15 protein-coding genes are annotated in these 18,635 nt (G+C 50.2%); 4 read left to right on the top strand and 11 right to left on the bottom strand.

What is annotated here, in order from left to right:
• Positions 1–11 precede the first annotated feature (11 nt).
• The 11 genes from ABC831_RS13470 to ABC831_RS13420 all read right to left on the bottom strand — a co-directional run bounded on the left by ABC831_RS13470 (position 12) and on the right by ABC831_RS13420 (position 13,704).
• On the bottom strand, positions 12–965 hold the full coding sequence (locus ABC831_RS13470; protein WP_343248626.1) for an ABC transporter permease: 954 nt from the start codon (positions 963–965) through the stop codon (positions 12–14).
• Positions 966–992: 27 nt separating this feature from the next.
• Positions 993–1,961 carry an ABC transporter permease gene (locus tag ABC831_RS13465; protein WP_343248625.1) on the bottom strand — a complete coding sequence of 323 codons (969 nt, stop codon included), beginning with the start codon at positions 1,959–1,961 and terminating at the stop codon, positions 993–995.
• A gap of 37 nt (positions 1,962–1,998) precedes the next feature.
• The gene (locus tag ABC831_RS13460) at positions 1,999–3,564 is read right to left on the bottom strand and encodes a sugar ABC transporter ATP-binding protein (protein ID WP_343248624.1); all 1,566 of its coding nucleotides are present in this window, start codon (positions 3,562–3,564) and stop codon (positions 1,999–2,001) included.
• Between the two features lie 15 nt (positions 3,565–3,579).
• On the bottom strand, positions 3,580–4,953 hold the full coding sequence (locus ABC831_RS13455) for a substrate-binding domain-containing protein (protein WP_343248623.1): 1,374 nt from the start codon (positions 4,951–4,953) through the stop codon (positions 3,580–3,582).
• Positions 4,954–5,214: 261 nt separating this feature from the next.
• Positions 5,215–6,633, bottom strand: coding sequence for an MATE family efflux transporter (locus ABC831_RS13450; protein ID WP_343248622.1), 1,419 nt, complete (start codon positions 6,631–6,633; stop codon positions 5,215–5,217).
• 399 nt (positions 6,634–7,032) lie between these two features.
• Positions 7,033–8,019 (bottom strand): LysR family transcriptional regulator, encoded by a 987-nt coding sequence (locus ABC831_RS13445; RefSeq protein WP_343248621.1) that lies wholly within the window; start codon positions 8,017–8,019, stop codon positions 7,033–7,035.
• Positions 8,020–8,445: 426 nt separating this feature from the next.
• Positions 8,446–9,234: an acyl-CoA dehydratase activase gene (locus tag ABC831_RS13440; RefSeq protein ID WP_343248620.1), complete on the bottom strand. Its 789-nt coding sequence runs from the start codon at positions 9,232–9,234 to the stop codon at positions 8,446–8,448.
• On the bottom strand, positions 9,231–10,187 hold the full coding sequence (locus tag ABC831_RS13435) for an acyl-CoA dehydratase activase (protein ID WP_343248619.1): 957 nt from the start codon (positions 10,185–10,187) through the stop codon (positions 9,231–9,233). The genes ABC831_RS13440 and ABC831_RS13435 overlap by 4 nt, the downstream gene beginning before the upstream one ends.
• A 47-nt stretch (positions 10,188–10,234) precedes the next feature.
• Positions 10,235–11,563: a 2-hydroxyacyl-CoA dehydratase subunit D gene (locus ABC831_RS13430; protein WP_343248618.1), complete on the bottom strand. Its 1,329-nt coding sequence runs from the start codon at positions 11,561–11,563 to the stop codon at positions 10,235–10,237.
• Positions 11,564–11,582: 19 nt separating this feature from the next.
• The gene (locus tag ABC831_RS13425) at positions 11,583–12,716 is read right to left on the bottom strand and encodes a 2-hydroxyacyl-CoA dehydratase subunit D (protein WP_343248617.1); all 1,134 of its coding nucleotides are present in this window, start codon (positions 12,714–12,716) and stop codon (positions 11,583–11,585) included.
• 133 nt (positions 12,717–12,849) lie between these two features.
• On the bottom strand, positions 12,850–13,704 hold the full coding sequence (locus tag ABC831_RS13420; RefSeq protein WP_343248616.1) for a helix-turn-helix domain-containing protein: 855 nt from the start codon (positions 13,702–13,704) through the stop codon (positions 12,850–12,852).
• A 252-nt stretch (positions 13,705–13,956) separates the two neighbouring features.
• Here ABC831_RS13420 and ABC831_RS13415 point away from each other — a divergent pair, with 252 nt between their 5' ends.
• The 4 genes from ABC831_RS13415 (at position 13,957) to ABC831_RS13400 (ending at position 18,620) form a co-directional block, all read left to right on the top strand.
• Complete coding sequence (locus ABC831_RS13415) at positions 13,957–15,123, top strand: MFS transporter (protein ID WP_343248615.1); 1,167 nt, start codon at positions 13,957–13,959, stop codon at positions 15,121–15,123.
• A gap of 177 nt (positions 15,124–15,300) precedes the next feature.
• On the top strand, positions 15,301–16,479 hold the full coding sequence (locus ABC831_RS13410; protein WP_343248614.1) for a Gfo/Idh/MocA family protein: 1,179 nt from the start codon (positions 15,301–15,303) through the stop codon (positions 16,477–16,479).
• Between the two features lie 14 nt (positions 16,480–16,493).
• On the top strand, positions 16,494–17,396 hold the full coding sequence (locus tag ABC831_RS13405; RefSeq protein ID WP_343248613.1) for a sugar phosphate isomerase/epimerase family protein: 903 nt from the start codon (positions 16,494–16,496) through the stop codon (positions 17,394–17,396).
• Between the two features lie 6 nt (positions 17,397–17,402).
• Positions 17,403–18,620, top strand: a complete 1,218-nt coding sequence (locus ABC831_RS13400; RefSeq protein ID WP_343248612.1) for a serine hydrolase domain-containing protein — start codon at positions 17,403–17,405, stop codon at positions 18,618–18,620.
• The last annotated feature ends 15 nt before the right edge of the window (positions 18,621–18,635 follow it).

Genomic DNA, 18,635 nt, shown 5'->3' with positions numbered 1-18,635 from the left:
TTCTTCACATCTCACGCTCTCTGCAGCATATAACGGAAAGATAAGGTGGCCAGTATAATGGCTCCATTTACCAGATACAAAACCCACTGTGCAATTCCCATGATCAGGAACCCGTTGGTGATCAGAGTCAGGAAAAACGCGCCGAGTATGGTTCCGGGCATATTCCCCTTTCCTCCGGCCATGGTAGTACCTCCGATCAGCGTCACCGCAATGGCGGTCATCATATTTTCAGACAGCATACCGGATACCGCGTTGGATGACTGCGCGCAGCCGAGTATTCCAGCCATAAAGGAAAATACGGAACACAGGATAAAAGCACAGATAATTGTCCTTCGTATATTGATTCCCGCGAACAGCGCTGCCTCCCGGTTATCTCCGATAAACGCGATATTCCTTCCGAATTTCGTCCTCTGTAACAGGATGTAGCCGGCCAGAACCAGAAGCAGCATCCAAAGGAACATCAGCGGTATCCGCCCCGCGTTCCCTGCAAACAGATTCGTGAACGCTTTTTGGGATATCACTACCGCCCGCTGCTTCGTAAGGATATAGGATAATCCGTTGGCAATCATATTGGTTGCCAGGGTGATAATGATGCTGGGCAGTCTGGTTTTCACAATGATAATTCCGCTTAGCAGGCCGAATCCCAGGCATACCACCAGGGATAGGAAGAATGCGGCGGCCACCGGCAGTCCTTTGGTGACCAGTACACACAGGACAGTGGCCGCCAGCGCCGGTAGGCTCTGGATCGACAGATCGATCTCCCCCAGTGTCAGGACAAAGGTGATTCCTGCCGCTAATACGGTAACAATACTCATGGATCTTAATATGGTGAAAAAATTCTTAGCTGTCAGGAAACCGTTCGCTGTAACCGAAAACAGGATAAATACTGCGATGGTTACCAACACGATCAGTCCCCCATGGGCGAAAAAGCGCTCAAGCCCCCGCTTTACTCCCGATGTCTCCATATGTATCTAACTCCTTTCCGCGGCAGATCAGGTCCGCTTTAATTCCTGTTCCCGGTTTGACAGGTATGCATTTCCCGTCAGTACCAGGATAATGACGAAACCTATAATAATATTTGTCAGGTAAGGGGATATGGCGAACATGAACAGCCCGTTGGATACGATCGTGATAAACAATGCACCTATAAAAGTTCCAAACATGTTCGCTCTCCCTCCGGACACCGCGGTTCCCCCGATCACCGATGCCACGATGGAATTCAGTACCAGCGCTTCTCCGGCACCTGCAGTCACATAGGTGGACCGGTTGCACTCCATAAATCCCGCAATGATGACAAACACCGCAGTCAGAAGGAATGCCAGCATCACATGCCGGTTGACGGAAATCCCGTAGATCGCGGCCGCTTCCCGGTTATCGCCGATACACAGCAAATTCCTTCCGAAACGGGTTCTGCTGATTATGAAGTCACCGAGCAGCAGCATGACCGCCATCCAGATCACGGTGCAGGGGATTCCGAAGATCTCCCCTCCGAACAGATTCAGCATTCCGCTGTGCTCCATAAGAAGCGGTTTGTTATTGGTGATAATCCTGGTCAGCCCCATGGCCACGCCGCTGACTCCCAGCGTACCGATAAAACTTGGCAGTCCCGCCTTTACGATGACGACCGCGTTCAGCAGTCCCAGGCTTAAAGTTCCCAGGATACTTATGACCAGCGCCACCGGGAAAGGGATTTGCCGCATAAACAGCGCCGCAAAGATCACTGGGGAAAGCGACAGCATCGCTCCGTTGGAGATATCTGTTTCACCCAGGGACAGGATAAACGTCTCCCCGAATGCCAGTACGCTAAGCGTAGCCATGGACTGCAGGATTGCCTTAAAGTTATTGACGCTGAAAAAATTTTTTGTCGTCAATGAAAATATAAGTACCAGAATCAGAATCGCCAGATAGAGAATCCAGTTATTCCTTCTAGTTTTTCTGCCTGTGATTCTGGCTTGTGTCATTTTGTCAACCTCCATTCCGTATGTTCGGGTGGTTTTCCTATTTTGTACTCTCCTCGATAATCCGTTCCCGGTTTTCCTCGTTTGACTCTATTACCGCACGGATCCTGCCCTCTTTTATGATGACCGCCCGGTTACAGATATCAATGATATCGTCTATCTCCGCGGTGACGATCAGGATGCCTTTTCCCTGTCCGGCTGCTTCCAGCAACAGTTTCTTGACCTCCTCCTTGGCACCGATATCAATACCCTGGGTTGGCTCCACGAACATCAGAATATCCGGGTTCACCATCATGGTCCTGGCGATCAGCACTTTCTGCATATTGCCGCCGCTTAAACTGGTGATCCTGTGGCTCAGAGAATGAAAACCACGTATCCTGAACTTTTCAACCGCCGATGCGGCCAGGTTCTGTTCTTCCTTTTTGTTTACAAACAGGCCGGGCTGTCTTATGTTAGAGACCTGTACCGCCAGATTCTCAACGATAGATTTTTCATAAAATACCGACCGCGGGCCTCTTTCCGTCAGCAGAGTGATACCATTTTCTATCGATGTTTTTGGATTCCCAAGCTTAACCGGTCTGTCTTTCAGTGTGACCCGGGCGCCGCCCCGCTTATACGTGCCGTAGAGAATATCCAGCATCAGATTCTGTCCCTGATTGCGAAGTCCGTATATTCCCAGGATTTCTCCTTTTCTTATATCAAATGAAATATTCTGCAGCACCTTGTTGTCGGAGGACAGTTCCTTTACCGACAGCAGGTTCTCCTGTCCCGGCCGGGGCTTATGGAATTCGCTTTTCGCGAACTCCTTTCCAACGATCATCTCCACGATTTTGTTGTGATCCAGCGTTTCGATCGGCTGCACATCCACCAGTTCCCCGCCCCGCAGAGCGGTCACTGTATGGCAGATACCCAGCATTTCCGGGATCATATGGGAGATAAATATGATTCCAAGCCCTTTGCCGGCTAATACTCTCATATGATCAAACAAAATGTCGCGCTCGTGTTTCGCAAGGCCCGCCGTGGTCTCATCGAACACGATCACCTTCGCCCCGCCATGCAGGCAGCGCACTACCTGTACCAGACGCTGGGTGACGGTGTCAACGTCACCCACCAGTACGGCTGGGTCAATATCCACATCAAAGTATTCCTTCAGCAGCCTTCTTGCCTCAGCCTGGATGTATTTTTTGTTTACCAGGCCTGACTTTTTGGAAAATTCGTCACGGCCTATGAAGATATTTTCAGCAACTGAAAGCTGCCGGGCAAGATTGAGTTCCTGTGGTACAATGTAGAATCCGGCCTGCTGCGCATCTTTCGCTGAATGCAGCCTGACTTCCCGCCCCTCGTAGAAGATCTTCCCAGTGGTCGGTCTGTGGATTCCCCCCATAATTTTAATCAATACGCTTTTACCTGCTCCGTTGTGCCCTGCCAGCCCCATGATTTCTCCGCTTTTGAGGCTTAACGATACCCCGTGAAGCACCTCCGTGCCGCCAAAGGATTTCCGTATATCCTCCACACGCACTAATTCTGTCCCCTCCCGGTTCACATGTTCCGTCTTCTGCTGCGGGTCAGGTAAATGATTTGTTTGAACCGCCTGTATTGCGTCCATATGTTCACGCCCTTTTTACTGTTTCGTCCAGATATCTTCGACGCCGAGATCCCACTGGTTCTCAAGTGCATCGATTTCCGGCGGCATCGGTATCTCCGTCACGGTCTCCGGCATACAATAGGTAAAGTTTGTTTTCAGATTATCATACACAGTTACCGGCAGCGGAGAACTGACCACAAAGCGGGGATATTCCGCCCCTGTCTCTTCCGCCAGCAGATGCTTCGCGTACATCTTGATCAGGTTCGCTCCTGCGGTATACCAGGTCTGCGCCACAAACGCGCCGGTATAATTATTGTCGGGTCCGTCTGTCGCCATGGGGATCGTGATGGTATTGTCGATATCGATCGTAACCATGGAGATATCTTTCCAGGGTTCATATCCCAGCTCTTTGAACGCGGTCTGGGCACTGTCGGCCGGAGGGTTCGCCCAGTCGATCAGCAGCACACTGATATCCGGGTTGGAAGCCAGCAGTCCGGTGATGACGGATTTTGACTCAGCAGGGTCATCGTACCACTCCTGTACGACCTCCACGTCGGGATTTTCCGCAAATACATCATCCCATCCCACATATCTTTGATAACAAGTGTTAATGGTTCCGTTTTTCCCATTGATATAACCGATGGTTCCAATCTTTCCTTTGCCGTTGTTAATCTTTACCGCCGCCTTCGCAGAGTAGACGCCGGCCTGATAAGCATCGATATCGGTGATTCCGATAAAATTGGGATCGTTCCAGTCCTGGTCAAAGGGAACCGCCAGCATGAATCCGACTTTCGTCTTTTTCATTATTTTTTTCAAAATCTCTGTCTGCATGGCGGCATCGGAAGGGCAGGTGAAGATCGCGTCATAATCCTGGGCGATGGCTTCGATTCTCTGGTAGTCTTCCATCTGGGATGAGCCGTCCTGGGCCGGTGCCACCCAGATATCCTTAAGCTCGATGTTCAAATCCGCGCATTGATCACGGAAAGCCTGCTGGACTAATTTCATGGAATCATCCAGATGATCCTGTTCCAGAGCGACCGTCAGGTTCATGGAGCGGATTTTTTCTTTTTCTTCTTCCGTCAGCTCCAGATCTTTTCCGCTGCCGGATTTTACCGCTTCTGTCATGCTGTCGTCCTTGTATTCGGCTTTTACCACCGGGTCGTAGATTTCCAGGACGTCTTCCTGGGTTAATTTGTGGAGCCCTTCTTCGCTGCTTTCTTTGCTGTCACCGGTTGGCTCTGTGTCCGGCTGCGCGGTGGGGTTCTCTGTGTTTTCCTGATTCTGTCCCGTGGCCTTCGGCGAATCCGCGGCGGCTGGTTCCCCGCCCGTAGAGCCGCAGCCCGCGGCTGCCGTGAGAATCATTGTGATGCTTAATACAAGTGCCAGTAATTTTCTCGTTTTCTTAAACATACCTTTCCTCCCAATACTTTCTGTTCTTGATGTTTCGGGTTTACTTTTGTCTTGTCTTTTGTGCCTGGATAACTTTGTCCGGCTTGTTTGCGTCCAGGAAAGCCGCCCGTTTCCGGTTTTTGACGCGGTACCTGCATCTGTCCTTTCACCGGCGTATTTCTCTGTCTGCATTTGTATTTTAGCGCGTAAGACATGGTTTCGTAACCCGAGCATTTATCACTCTTTGGCGGAAAGGTGGAATATTTTTTGATCAGGCCCAATCTAGTCTAAGGCTGATGCAGATTTCAACAGACTCAACGACCGGTATGTGTAGATAATCGCTGTCACAGATATGATAAATGTCAGGATATCGGATACCGGCATAGAATATAATACGCCGTCCAATCCGAAGAACTGCGGAAGCAACAGGGCAAATCCTACGCCGAATACGACCTCCCTGATCATGGAAAGAGCCGTGGACAGCAGGGCTTTCCCCAGCGACTGCAGGTAGATAAAGGTAGCTTTATTGATGCAGGCCAAGATGAGCATACACAGATAGATCCGGAAGGCTTTCAGCGCGAACTGGGTATAATAGACACTCTCGTTGGAAGCGCCGAAGATCCGGATCAGCTGCCCCGGCAGGATCTCTGCGATGAAGAGGGCCACGGCTCCGACGCATCCCTCGGCGATCAGCAGATAGGTGAAGAGCTTTTTTGCCCTGTCTTTCCGCCCTGCGCCTATATTGTAGCCTACTATGGGGATACAGCCCGCTGCCATTCCGACCACTACCGATATGACGATCTGGAAGAACTTCATCACGATTCCCACCACGGCCATCGGGATCTGTGCGTACTGTGTCTGGCCGAATATGGGGTCTATGGCCCCGTATTTGCGGATCATGTTGTTGATGGCCGCCATGGCTGCTACCAGGGATATCTGTGAGAGAAAGCTGCAGATTCCCAGCGGGATGAATTTGGTGATCACCTCCGCGTGGAAACGGAAACTGCTTTTATCCAGTTCTACCGCCTTCATATGGCACAGATACCAGACAGCCAGGACGGCCGTCAATACCTGCCCGATGACGGTTGCCACCGCGGCTCCCATCATGCCCCATTTGAAGATAAAGATGAAGATCGGATCCAGGATGATGTTCACAACCGCGCCGGCCAGTGTGGAGACCATGGCAAACCTGGGACTCCCATCGGAACGGATGACGGGGTTCATGGCCTGCCCGAACATATAGAAAGGGATTCCGATTGTAATGTAAGTAAAATATTCTTTGGAATAGGCAAAGGTTTCCTCGTTCACCTTACCCCCGAAGGCCGTCAGAATCTGATTTTGAAACAAAAGGTAGAGGGCCGTGAGCAGCAGGCTGCTGATCAGGCAGAGCAGGACCGAGTTTCCAATGCTCCTGTGGGCGTTTTCCTTATTCTTCGCCCCCAGGCTGATGCTCACAAAGGCACAGCAACCGTCACCGATCATAACGGCCACCGCCAGGGCTACCACCGTCAGGGGGAATACGACCGTGTTGGCGGCGTTTCCGTAGGAACCCAGGTAATCCGCGTTGGCTATGAAGATCTGGTCTACAATGTTGTAAAGCGCTGCCACCAGCAGTGAGATGATACAGGGAATCGCATATTTGCGCATGAGTGTGCCTAGCTTTTCTTTTTCCAGAAACGCGTTGGCGTTTGATTCTGTCATTTCGATAAACCTCCTTTTTTCAACAAAAAAAGCGCGTGCCAACGAGCTGGTTTTACGCCGTCTGGCTACACGCTTTCCATAAAATATATTTTTTAACGCACAGTGTGCATTGCGGTTGTGTCAGAACCGCCTCCTTTGCGCCTGCTGCTTCCGCAGGATCCCGCAGAGGAAATAAAAAACGTGTGGCGTACAACTGGATTTACGCAGTTAAGCCACACGTTCTTAATAAAAATATAGCATTGAATTATGGGAATTGCAAAGGTATTTTTGCACAAATCTTTCTGTGAAACGGAAAGATTTTCAATCATCAGCCTGAAAACCGCCATTTCTTCCTAAGAGCCGGACTCCGCTATATAGTGATATCCGACAGCCCCTGTATCGCTTGTAATACTTCCTAAATTATAGCGTCCTCTGGCTCAAAGACGCATCATATCCCACCGTCGTATGTATCTTCTCGTCCGACAGCTTCACCATATGCCGGACAAACCGTTCCTCAAACGCAGAACACCGGTATCTGGCACAGTACAAAAATCCGACTTCCAAAGGCTTCTGAAAATCCGTCAGCGGAATCGCCCTGACATACGTAATCCCCATCCGTTGCAGCTCTCCAATAAACATCTGCGGTAAAATCAACACCACATCCGGCCGGTTCAGGATACGGATAAAATTATCCATCGAATCGAACGTATAGATATAATCGGAAAACTCTTTCACGTGCATATGGGTCATCATATAATTCGACGAAGCTTTGTGGTAACTGTATGTTTGAAAAGTCGCGACCTCGTAGCGTCGGACACTGGCCACATCCGTGGTTTTCTTTACATACAGAGGATTATCCTTCCTGACAAAAGCGCAGATCGGTGATGAAAACAGCGGCTGATAGCAAAATTCCCGGCTCTCGATAATGCGCGTATAGATATTCTTCTCACAATCCATGTCGATCATGGAGATCAGCCCAATCCCCACCTGCGAGTGAAACAGTTCATTTACAATATCCCCGCTCTGCTTTTCGTGGACAATCAATTCCAGATTCTGATAGGTACGGCAGAATTTCATCAAACCCTCATAAATAAATCCATTACAGATAAAGGGCATTGCCATAAATTCGAGATGTCCGCCCAGACGGTCGGTTCCCGTTCCCGAGCCCAGCTGGTTCACCTTTTCCACAATTTCCGTTGCCTGCCCCAGAACTACCAGTCCCGCGTCCGTCGGTACGACTTCCTTGCTGCTGCGGCTGCGCTCAAAAATCTTTACTCCCAATTCTTTTTCCAGATTTGCAATGGCGCTGCTTAAGGATGACTGCGCGATATATAGCTTATGAGCTGCTTTACTAAAAGAACGCTGCCGCTCCACCTCAAGAATATACTGCAACTGTTCTAACCGCATCGTATTTCCCCCCCTGAAAAAAATGCATTCCCACGCTGTTTTATTTAATTTTTAAGTTTTACTACTGCCATCAACCCCGTATATGAAAAGTTCCATAGGATTATCTTCTATTTTACTGATATAACTTCTTAGATTACAATTTTTTACTATGTCCTTTATCGTAACCATTACTATATTTTTTAACGTATTCCATACTTTTAGTTTAGTCCATGACTATCCTAAAGTCAAATGATCCACGTAGCCTGTGTTACCCGTTGCCTGTGTCACCGTTGCCTGAAAACCAGTATTCACCCTCAAGTCCACCACATAGCCGTTCAATAAGCGATCTGCATCACATGAATAAGGGGTAAACGACACTCCGAAAATTAGATACACAAATCCGGTATCCAACTCTCAGGGTATCGTTTACCCCTTATCCGATGACCTTTATTCATGATTTTTTGCCTTAAACTTAATTGCCAGCAATGCTGCTCCTGCCGCTCCCACTAATTGAGGATCTATAGGAGGAATGGAGAGCGTTGTCTTCAGCAGCCTTTCCAGTGCATTGCGGATTCCGATATTCTTTGCTCCTCCTCCTGTAAAAACAATCTCCGGTTGGATCTTGATCTTCTCCAGCAGACCAAACACCCGCCTGGCGATGGCTTCGTGAATACCGGCCACCACATCTTCCACCGGGGTACCGGACGCGATCTTTCCGATCATCTCCTGCTCCGCAAAGACGGTACAGGTGTTGCTGATCTGCGCGGGATGGCTGGAAGTCAGAGAGACCTCCCCTAATTTTTCCAGAGGTATCCCCAAAGTCTGTGCCGTCACCTCCAGATAGCGCCCTGTCCCGGCAGCGCATTTGTCATTCATAACGAAATTATCCACTTTCCCATTTCGTATTTTAATCCCTTTGCAGTCCTGGCCTCCGATATCGATGACGGACTTGGCCTCCGGGAAGAAATGGAGTACCCCCTGGGCATGACAGGTGATCTCGGTTATCTGACGGTCCGCATAGGGAACATTGATCCTCCCATAACCGGTGGCGACCGTATAGTCTACCTGATCCGGCCCGATCCCCGCCTGCAGACACGCTTTTTCCAGCACCTCTTTGGACCGGCTTCGGTGCTCCGCACCGGTAGGTCCCAGCAGGGAACCCCGGATCTCACCGTTTTCGTCCATCAGTACGATCTTGGTCGTAGTGGAACCCACATCTACTCCGGCAAATATCACAGTTCCCCACCTCCCAACTTTGCATCCAGATCTCCATCTGGCATCGACCCATCCGCCTCGCTGTAGTGAAGCTCTTCCAAAGCAACCAGCGCAGCTCCGTACGCGCAGGAAAACTGCGGTTCCGGCGCCTGGGACACTCTGTCCTGCAGCCGGTCGGATACCGCTGCCACCAGCCCCTCGTTCTGGGCGGCTCCTCCGGTGAGCACGCATTCAGGCGCATAGCCCACCCGCTTCACCAGATTCACGATCTTCCCGCTGACAGCCAGATTCATTCCCGCCAGGATATTCTCTTTTGTCTCCCCTTCGCCGATCTTCGTGATCACATCCGACTCCGCGAACACCGCGCACCCTGTAGAAAAGGTGATCGGCTCCGTCCCCTTCATCGACAGCGGCCCGATCTCCTCCACATCGATTTCCAGAATCCGCGCGATCACCTGCATGAAGCGGCCGCTGCCAGCCGCGCATTTCTCACTGAATACAAATTGCGCCACATGTCCATCCTCGTCCAGGCGGATCACCTTCGTGAGGGAGCCGCCCACATCCACCACCGTATGACAGCCGGGCACCAGCTTCCTGCATGCGGTGCTCTGACAGGTGACGTCTGTCACCACCCTGGCGTTTTGATCCACGGATTTGGAACCGATTCCGGTGAGCACGACTCTGCCCAGTTCTTCCGGCCGGATTCCCAGTTTCGCGCAGCCTCGCTCCAGCAGTTTTTTTGCGGTATCCCCATAAAGAACGCCGCTGTTTTCCTTCTCCCGGACCATCTCTTTCCCGTCTTGATCCAGGATCAACAGTTTTGACATATAGGACCCCATATCCATGCCCGCCACATACATTGTCATTCCCATCCTTTCTTTTTGCATGATACGGTAAAGCTGCCATGTGAATGACAGTCCACACATCCATCGACCGGACAGTTTTCTCTCCTCACACAGCAGCCCTGTTGCCACACTCCCTTCTGTTAATCACTCACTTCTGCCATTTTTATCTGCATTTCTTATTTACCGCTTCTCTTCCTGGCATCTATCGTCTCTATGAACGCGTCGATCTGTGAAAAGATCTGCGCCTCGGAGAATTCTCTGGAGTCGGCCATATCGCTTTCCATGAACAGGGTCGGTAAATTAAACTGTTCGTTGATGACGTTCATCTGATGAATCTGTCCCACGGTGACGGCACGGCAGCTCTTGGTCGCATGACACATGATTCCGTCGCTTCTGTTTTCCTCGAGCAGATCGGCGATGGACATCATCGTCAGATTCATATTCTTTTCTCTGGCCTTGCGGAATTTTTCCCAATCCTTCTCCCAGCGCCTGGTAACCTCTTCCCGAATGGGATCATCCGTATCCACTTTGATCAGATCGTAGGGTTCCGAAGGATTATAAGTAGTCTCACCGACCACGACGCCGCCTTTGGATACGATATAGTCAAAGAGGTTCATCTGATGCCACGGCGGAATTCCCATCCCCCAGCAGATTCTGTATTTTTCGTCCTCCAGGACATATTCTTTGTTCGCGATCTTGGTTTTGATCTCCTCGCACATATCCCGGTAGAAATCCCTGGTGGTCACGTCCCCCTGATTGAACAGATACGGGTTAATACAGCTGAAGTTATCCGACGCCGGCATGACACATTTGCCCTGGGCACGCAGGCGGTTGGCCTCGTACCAGTAGCACTGAGCCTCGTACTGATACTTCTGACACTGGCGGTAATAGTCCCAATCCATCTTCTGATGCGTCGCATTTTCCAGAAACTCTACAAAACGGTGCTGCTGTTCCACCTCATAGTCAATATAGGCCTGTTTCAGTCTCAGGTTATCCGTATCAATATAGGGGGACTGAATCAGCGGAATTTCATAATTAAAAGCCGGTACATCCGGTAAATAATAAGAAACGGAATCATACCATTTAAACCGGGTATCACAGCAATATCCGGTACCGAGCAGCAGGTCGGGGTCCGGGATTCCGCCCGCCGGGAGAGCCTCCACCGGCATTCCCTCATTCCTGCAGCCACAGATACCCAGTCCGATTCTGGCGTAGCTGCACACCAGATTCGAGAATCCGTCACTCTCTGCCTTATCGATAAAAGGGCCTTCCGCTTTCATAGCCGAACAGACTCCGGAGAAATTCTCCGTATAGACCGGCGTGATATCCAAAGCTTTTAAGATAACGCCGTTAACTCCCACCATAACATAAGCGACCGGGCGTCCCTCAGCTTTCGCCTGATGCGCTTTCGCATATTCGTCCTTTGACAGTCGCCTGGCGATCCGGGGAGCCTGAGTATATTTCGTAGCCGTTGTTTTTTTCACAGGTTTTGCTTGTTCTGACATTTCTCATTCCCTCCCTTCGTCAAAGCATTTCCACAAATGCCTGAATCCGCGTCTTTAATTGTCCTTTAGAATTGATTATGCTGTAGTCGTCCTCCAGCGTCAGCACACTCAATCCTGCATCCTCCGCAAACCGGCGCAGTATCGGCACGTCGTACGCATGGGTATCGCAGTATCTGGTTATGAAAATAATCAAACCGCTGACCCGGTATTCCTTCGCATAATGCGTAATATGGGCAAACCGCTCCTCCCGGGACTCTGTGCGGTAGGTTCGCGGACAATTAATATCATGCAGATAGGCATATGCCAGCGCATCATAGGGATCCTTCGCCTCATCAACCTGGAAGTTAAAAGCCCGGGTGCCGATACACATATCATCCACCACCAGATCCGCACCGCACTCATCGATCAGCTCCAGCAGCGCCCAATCGTCCAGTTGAGCCATATGTAACATTACTCTCGGTCTGGCAGGGCCTTCCGGCTTACATGCGCCGATCTCAGCGATCGCATCTCTCAGCAGCTGATTATGGGCTTCCACTTCCATAAAGGAGCCCGCAAACACGAGTTTGTGGATATCCGTCGCCGATACCGGCGGGATATCCGCTTTCCGCAGTTCGTATAATTCATTGAGCAATGTTCGGTTTTCATTATGCAGCCTGATTGCCTTCTTCAGGTTCTCATCCGTCACCTCAAGTCCCATCTGTTTTGCCATCTCGCATACTACGGCCCGGATGGATTCCGCATAGAAGACATAAGAAGTGTCATAGGTCATATGCGGTACTTCGAGAAAGATCACATGTTTCACTTCTTTTACGTAGTAGTCCCAGATGTCATACATTTTCTCCAGGCACTCACATGCATGGGGAACGACAATTGCACTCAGGAAATCATACCGTCCCTTCAGCGCCAGATCGATACTGCTTCGGATAAACGGACACATGGTGGTCTCCAATACCCGGTCGACTTCGGACGGCGTCTCCTCTACATCGCCGGTAATCCGATAAGGCACCGCCCCTACAGCCGTAATCAGCTCTCTGGGAAAGGTACAGCAGTAGTGTCCGATAACGATCCGACCATTCTGCCTGGCTTCCCGAGCCAGCTTTTCACGGTTCACGATCACATGTTCCGCGGCCTGCACACATTTAAACTGCGACACTTTAAACACCTCCATTTGCACTTGATGATTTACTTGATGTTTTTTTAACGATCCTCGTACTTTAAGTGTAAGCTCTGCTAACTTAAAAGTAAAATAGTTACAAGTGCAGTTGGTTATCGGTTTAAACTATATGTCAGTTCCTCTCTTTCTTTCCATGCCTGCGCTCTGCTGTGGGAATCTCCCCGGTTACCGCTTTGAAACAGCGGTTGAACGTCCGAATGCTGTTGAACCCGCTGTCCAGCGCGATATCCAGGATCGTCATATCCGTATTGTGTATGAGATTAACCGCGTATTCGATTCTCTTCTGGGCCAGATAATCCTTGAAGGTCTGCCCTGTGATCCTCGGAAACATTCTGGACAGATAACAAGAGCTTACAGCCAGGCGCCCTGCCACCTCTTCCAAGGAGATATCATCCCGAAAGCGGGAATCGATATAGGACAGCGCCTTCTGCATCATCACCAATGAAGTGTAGGGCAGTTCGCTGCCCTCTTTACGCACTGCCACCGGAAACAGCCTTTTGAGCAGGCTGGTCATCACCAATACCTTTCCCTGTATTACCCCGATATACTCCGCCTTCTTCCCGATCAGCTCATTTAATATTAAAAAGATGCAGCTCTCGATTTCATTGACCGCATTCTGATTTTCCTTAGAGTTTAATCGCATACCCGCATCGATATACATGGTCCTGAGTTCATCACTTTTATAAAGAGGTTCGATCAGGTCGGGATGAAATAGCATAATGAGCATAGTGCTCTTTTCTGAAATCGAATGCCCATAATGGATGTAACCGCCGGGGCAAAAAACAATATCCCCAGGCTGTAAGTGATATAGATAAGAATTGATCCACAGGTCGATCTGGCCGTTTACCACGCAGGTGATCTCGCATTCCCTATGCCAGTGGGCGCTGTAATTGTAATCTTTTCTTATGCCGGCACTACATTTTATTCCATTGATCAGCAGATCCGAACGTTCTTCAAAGTAAGCCATACGGTTCCTCCTATTACATACCTATATTCATTGTTTCGTGATCCTTTAAAATTTCGCTTCCACTTTTTTCCGGTTCTGCCGGATCGGTGTCTCTATTTTCGGATATTCCGACACTGCCACAAATACTGTCTATCTCCAGAGTGATTTTGGCGAGCAAGTACCGTGTCCGTGCGAGTAAAATATGGACAAAAGAAAGGAGTGGTCATTATGCTTCATAGGAAACGGAATCTTATTCTTTTCGGTTCCTGTCTTATGATTTTTCAACTGGGCTTTACTTATTGCTGGTCCAATTTTTCAGTACCAATCGAGCTGGCTTTGCAGTGTACACGCCGGGAGACTTCCCTTATTTTCTCGCTCCAGTCTGTCTGCTACAGCCTGGGTAATCTGCTGGGCGGTTGGCTGAACCAAAGAACCAGACTGCGCCGAATGCTGCTGGCCAGCGCAGCAGCCGTCAGCGGCGGACTTCTCCTGACCTCACTGTGCAGCAATCTGCTGTTTCTTTTCCTGTCTTACGGTATAATCTGGGGGCTGGGATCCGGTGTGATGAATAACACGGTGCTTTCAAACGGTTCCAAATGGTTTCCGGACAAGCCGGGATTCGCCAACGGTACCATGCTTGCGTTTTTCGGAGTCGGCTCTTTTGTTCTGGGTCTGATTATCTCCTTCGGACTGGATCAGGTCGGCTGGCGTTTCCTCTTTTTCACTTTTGGTATTTTGTTTGGCTGCATCTCAGTGACTCTGTCCTTTCTCCTCAATCCTCCACCATCTCAGGCTGATTTGGCTAATGAAAATGACAGCGATCTCCCAACGGACAGGATGCTTCGGACACGCTCTTTTTGGTTTTTATTTATATGGGCAGCACTTCTCATGACCGGTGGTATGGTCGCTTTGAGCAATGCGGCTCCGATCGCCTTATCTATGGGAACCGGCACGGCACTGGCAGGTTTTCTCACCAGCTTCCTGGCCCTGGCCAATGCTTTCGGCCGCGTCGGAGGAGGCTTTCTCTACGACAAGCTCGGATACCGCAGGATCCTTTGGATCACAGACGTTCTTTTTTTTAGTTCCTGCATCACTATGGCCGCCGCTCTGTATCTTAATAGTGTAATATTCCTGGTCATAACCTTCCTGTGTATGGGTATCACTTACGGACTCACACTCATGTGCTCCGCCACATTCATACGGGAACGTTACGGTGCCAGACATTATTCCGTGAATCTGTCAGTGATCCTAACCACCGCCATCCCCTCCTCCCTGTTGGGCCCCGGAGCTGCGGGTATGATCCGTACACAAACCGGATCCTATCACGGCATACTGATACTTATGGTTTTGCTGTCCATACTCTCCTTTCCGTTCAGCCATTTTCTGATCAGGACAAAAAGTGACCAGCATCAGAACCCTTTTGGCGTGAAAACATTGTAGCAGTCCTATATGATATATTTAGAAAAAAGCATAATTATTTTTCAAAATTATTAATTATTTTATCTATTTTTTACAATTAAAGCAACCTAAACTTTTTCAAAAATATATTTTCACATAGAAATCGCTTCCTATTCATCCATTTTTAATATAAAAAACACAAAAAAGGAGGTAATGCAAATGGATCGAGTAAAAGTTGGCGTCATTGGCTGCGGGAATATCAGTGATCTGTATCTGACCAATCTGACGCAGCGCTATGGCAAGGAACTGGAGGTAACTGCCGTAGCTGACATCCTCCCGGAAAAGGCAAAGGCTTCTGCCGAAAAGTTTGGTATTCCACGGCATCTGAGCGCGGAGGAGCTGCTGCAAGATCCTGAGATCGCCATTGTGGTGAATCTCACTGTGCCCGGCGCCCACACACAGGTCAATCTGGATATTCTGGACGCCGGTAAACATGTCTACTGCGAAAAGCCTTTCGCACTGGATCTGGACAGTGCGGCCAAAGTGCTTCAGAAGGCGGAAGAAAAGGGACTGTACTGTGCCTGCGCGCCGGATACGTTTCTGGGAGCCGGTATCCAGACCTGCCGGCAGCTGCTGGATGAGGGATGGATCGGGAAACCGCTGGGCGGATCGGCTAATTTTGTATGGCCGGGACATGAGATCTGGCATCCGTCCCCGGAATTCTACTATAAGTATGGCGGCGGGCCAATGATGGATATGGGCCCCTATTACATATCCTCTCTGGTGAGTATACTGGGACCGGTTTCCAAAATCACCTGTTTTGCCAAGACTACCACCAGGCAGCGGGTCATCCACAGCAAACCTCTTCGGGGAAAAACCATGGATGTTGAAGTTCCCACCCACTACTGCGGAGCTATGGAGTTCGTAAACGGAACGGTTCTGAGCGTTAATTTCAGCTTTGACGTCTGGCACGCTCATCTGCCCGATATGGAGATTTACGGAACTGAAGGTTCCCTGTTCTGTCCGAACCCGGATCTGTTCTGCGGCCCGGTATCCGTGCTGAGAAAAGAGAGTATCCTGGATTCCGTGGCGGATCTGGATACGGAAGATATGGGGTCAAAAGGGAATATTTTTGATTTCTCCGGATTCGTCAGGGAAATGCCACTGCGGCACCACGATCCCCTGAAAAAGACCAGAGGACTGGGAATACTGGATCTTGCTCACGCCATTCGAAGCGGCCGAGCTCCCCGTATTTCCCATACGTTCCTCTATCATGTGCTGGAGATCCTGCTGGCATTTGAGAAGGCTTCCTCCTCCGGTTCCGTATATAAGCTCCAGAGTACCTGTGACCGTCCTGCCGCCGTCCCGGTCGGACTTGGAATGGATAAGATTGATTAGTGATAAATGATAGGTTGAATAAATCATATGAATATGAGGTGATCGCAATGAAAATAGGTTTGATAACCTGGGAACTGACACGCCACACCCTGGATGAAATGTTTGCCGCCGCGGCAGAGATCGGCTTCGATCAGGCACAGTTTGCCTTCCATCCCTGGTGCGAAGGATATGAAAATGACAATTGGGGTACCCTTCCGGATAACTTTACTCCCGAGCTGGCAAAACAAACCCGGGAAGCGGCGGACCGGCATGGGATCGAGATCCCCATCGCCAACGGTTTCGTCAACCTGATCTCCCCCATCGCGGACCAGCGGCATGATGCCCTGTACCGCCTGGAAAAGCTGGCGGCCGTCTGCCCGATACTCGGCTGCAATAAGATTAATCTCTGCACCGGAAGCCGTTCCCATAAAGCCATGTGGGACCGCCACGAAGAAAATGACACAGTCATGGCCTGGAACGATATCTGCCGGGCTGTGGAACAGGCCCTTACCATCGCCGAACACTATCAGGTATATCTGGGACTGGAAGTGGAATATACCAACGTAATCAACAGTCCGGAAAAGGCCCGCAGGCTGATCGACGACATGCAGTCGCCCTGGCTGAAGGTTGTACTGGATGGAGCGAATCTGTTTTCCAGGGGCAATGCTTATCGGAAAAATGCCTCAGAAATCATGAAACATGCGTTTGATCTGCTTGGCAATGATGTTATGATGGTCCACGGTAAAGACATCAAAGAGGGGGAGGGGCTGGACTTTACCTATGCGGGAAACGGGATCGTTGATTTTGACCTGATGCTGGATGAACTGAAAAAACTCGGATACCATGACGGTATCATCCTTCATGGCGCTCATAATGAGGAAGAACTGGCGCCCAGCGTCGCTTTCATGAAGAAAAAATTGGCTGAGAAAGGAATGTGAGGCCTTATGAGGACAGACATTGCCCCGACACACACCATTTCGGCAGATACCGGCCCGCTCAAACACTTGCTTAACCATTTTCTCCGACCCGACGGCCCCATCGGATGCGGATTATCCGTGTCCTATCAGGGAGAACTGCTATTTCAGGAATGTGCAGGATATGCCGATCTGAATGCCAGTGTTCCCTTTGACTCCCGGACGATTTACCGGATCTTTTCCGACACTAAACTGTTTACGGTCACTGCCGCCATGATGCTGTTCGAACAGGGATGCTTCCTGCTAACTGATCCTGTAGAGGAATATCTTCCGTGTTTTTCCGGTGGAACCTATTACCAGAATGACGGCAGCGATACGCCGCACATTCTGCCGGTCAGCCATCCTGTCACCATTCAGGATCTTATGCGGATGACTTCTGGTATCCCTTACGGCGGCGAATCCAGCCTTACGGGAAGAGACATCGCCGCATTTGGCTCCTTCTGGCCCGAAGAACCGATCACGCTCCAGGATTTTGTGAAAAAACTGGCTCGAGTTCCTCTGGCTTATGATCCTGGCACACACTGGAGCTATGGTTACGGCATGGACGTGCTGGGCGCTCTGATCGAGGTTTGGTCCGGACGGACTCTGGGGGAATTTTTAACCGAAAAACTCTTTAAACCTCTGGGAATGGAAGACACTTCCTTTGTCCTGCGCGCAGATAAGGCAAATAGGCTGGCAGATGTGATTACGATCCGGGAAGGGACGAAAGCCCTGTTTACGGAGGCGGAGCATCTCTACCGAACGGAATATCTGTATGAGAGCGGCGGAGGCGGCCTTTTATCTACTCTGGAGGACATGTCCGTCTTCACCACAATGCTGTCGCTGGGGGGAACTTACCGGGATGCCCGCATTCTGAGCCCCCGGACCATCGACCTGATACGCCGGAATCATCTGGAACCCTGTCAAATGGCAGATTTTCAGAAAGTACAGCGCCTTACCTGGCCCAATATGCTTGGATATGGATACGGCCTGGGCGTACGCACGATGGTAGATCCGGCTGCGGGAGGCAGCAGCAGCTCCGCAGGAGAGTTCGGGTGGAGCGGCGCTGCCGGTTCCTGGACAATGATCGATCCGGACCGTAAGCTGTGCGCCTGTTATACACACCAGCTCATGCCGTCTGCGGCTAATCTGCAGGAATACTGCCATCCCAGACTTCGTAACACTGTCTATTCCCTGCTGGACACCTGACACAGCCATCAATCA

Origin of the sequence: Diplocloster hominis (assembly GCF_032380655.1) — a bacterium.
GTDB lineage: Bacteria > Bacillota > Clostridia > Lachnospirales > Lachnospiraceae > Diplocloster > Diplocloster hominis.
The sequence above is the reverse complement of the archived record's forward strand: the minus strand, read 5'-3'. Positions and strand labels throughout refer to the sequence as shown.

Coding starts and splice junctions, on each gene's coding strand:
- ABC831_RS13470 (WP_343248626.1), bottom strand. CDS start 965: ATGGAGACATCGGGAGTAAAGCGGGGGCTTGAGCGCTTTTTCGCCCAT.
- ABC831_RS13465 (WP_343248625.1), bottom strand. CDS start 1,961: ATGACACAAGCCAGAATCACAGGCAGAAAAACTAGAAGGAATAACTGG.
- ABC831_RS13460 (WP_343248624.1), bottom strand. CDS start 3,564: ATGGACGCAATACAGGCGGTTCAAACAAATCATTTACCTGACCCGCAG.
- ABC831_RS13455 (WP_343248623.1), bottom strand. CDS start 4,953: ATGTTTAAGAAAACGAGAAAATTACTGGCACTTGTATTAAGCATCACA.
- ABC831_RS13450 (WP_343248622.1), bottom strand. CDS start 6,633: ATGACAGAATCAAACGCCAACGCGTTTCTGGAAAAAGAAAAGCTAGGC.
- ABC831_RS13445 (WP_343248621.1), bottom strand. CDS start 8,019: ATGCGGTTAGAACAGTTGCAGTATATTCTTGAGGTGGAGCGGCAGCGT.
- ABC831_RS13430 (WP_343248618.1), bottom strand. CDS start 11,563: ATGTCAGAACAAGCAAAACCTGTGAAAAAAACAACGGCTACGAAATAT.
- ABC831_RS13420 (WP_343248616.1), bottom strand. CDS start 13,704: ATGGCTTACTTTGAAGAACGTTCGGATCTGCTGATCAATGGAATAAAA.
- ABC831_RS13415 (WP_343248615.1), top strand. CDS start 13,957: ATGATTTTTCAACTGGGCTTTACTTATTGCTGGTCCAATTTTTCAGTA.
- ABC831_RS13410 (WP_343248614.1), top strand. CDS start 15,301: ATGGATCGAGTAAAAGTTGGCGTCATTGGCTGCGGGAATATCAGTGAT.
- ABC831_RS13400 (WP_343248612.1), top strand. CDS start 17,403: ATGAGGACAGACATTGCCCCGACACACACCATTTCGGCAGATACCGGC.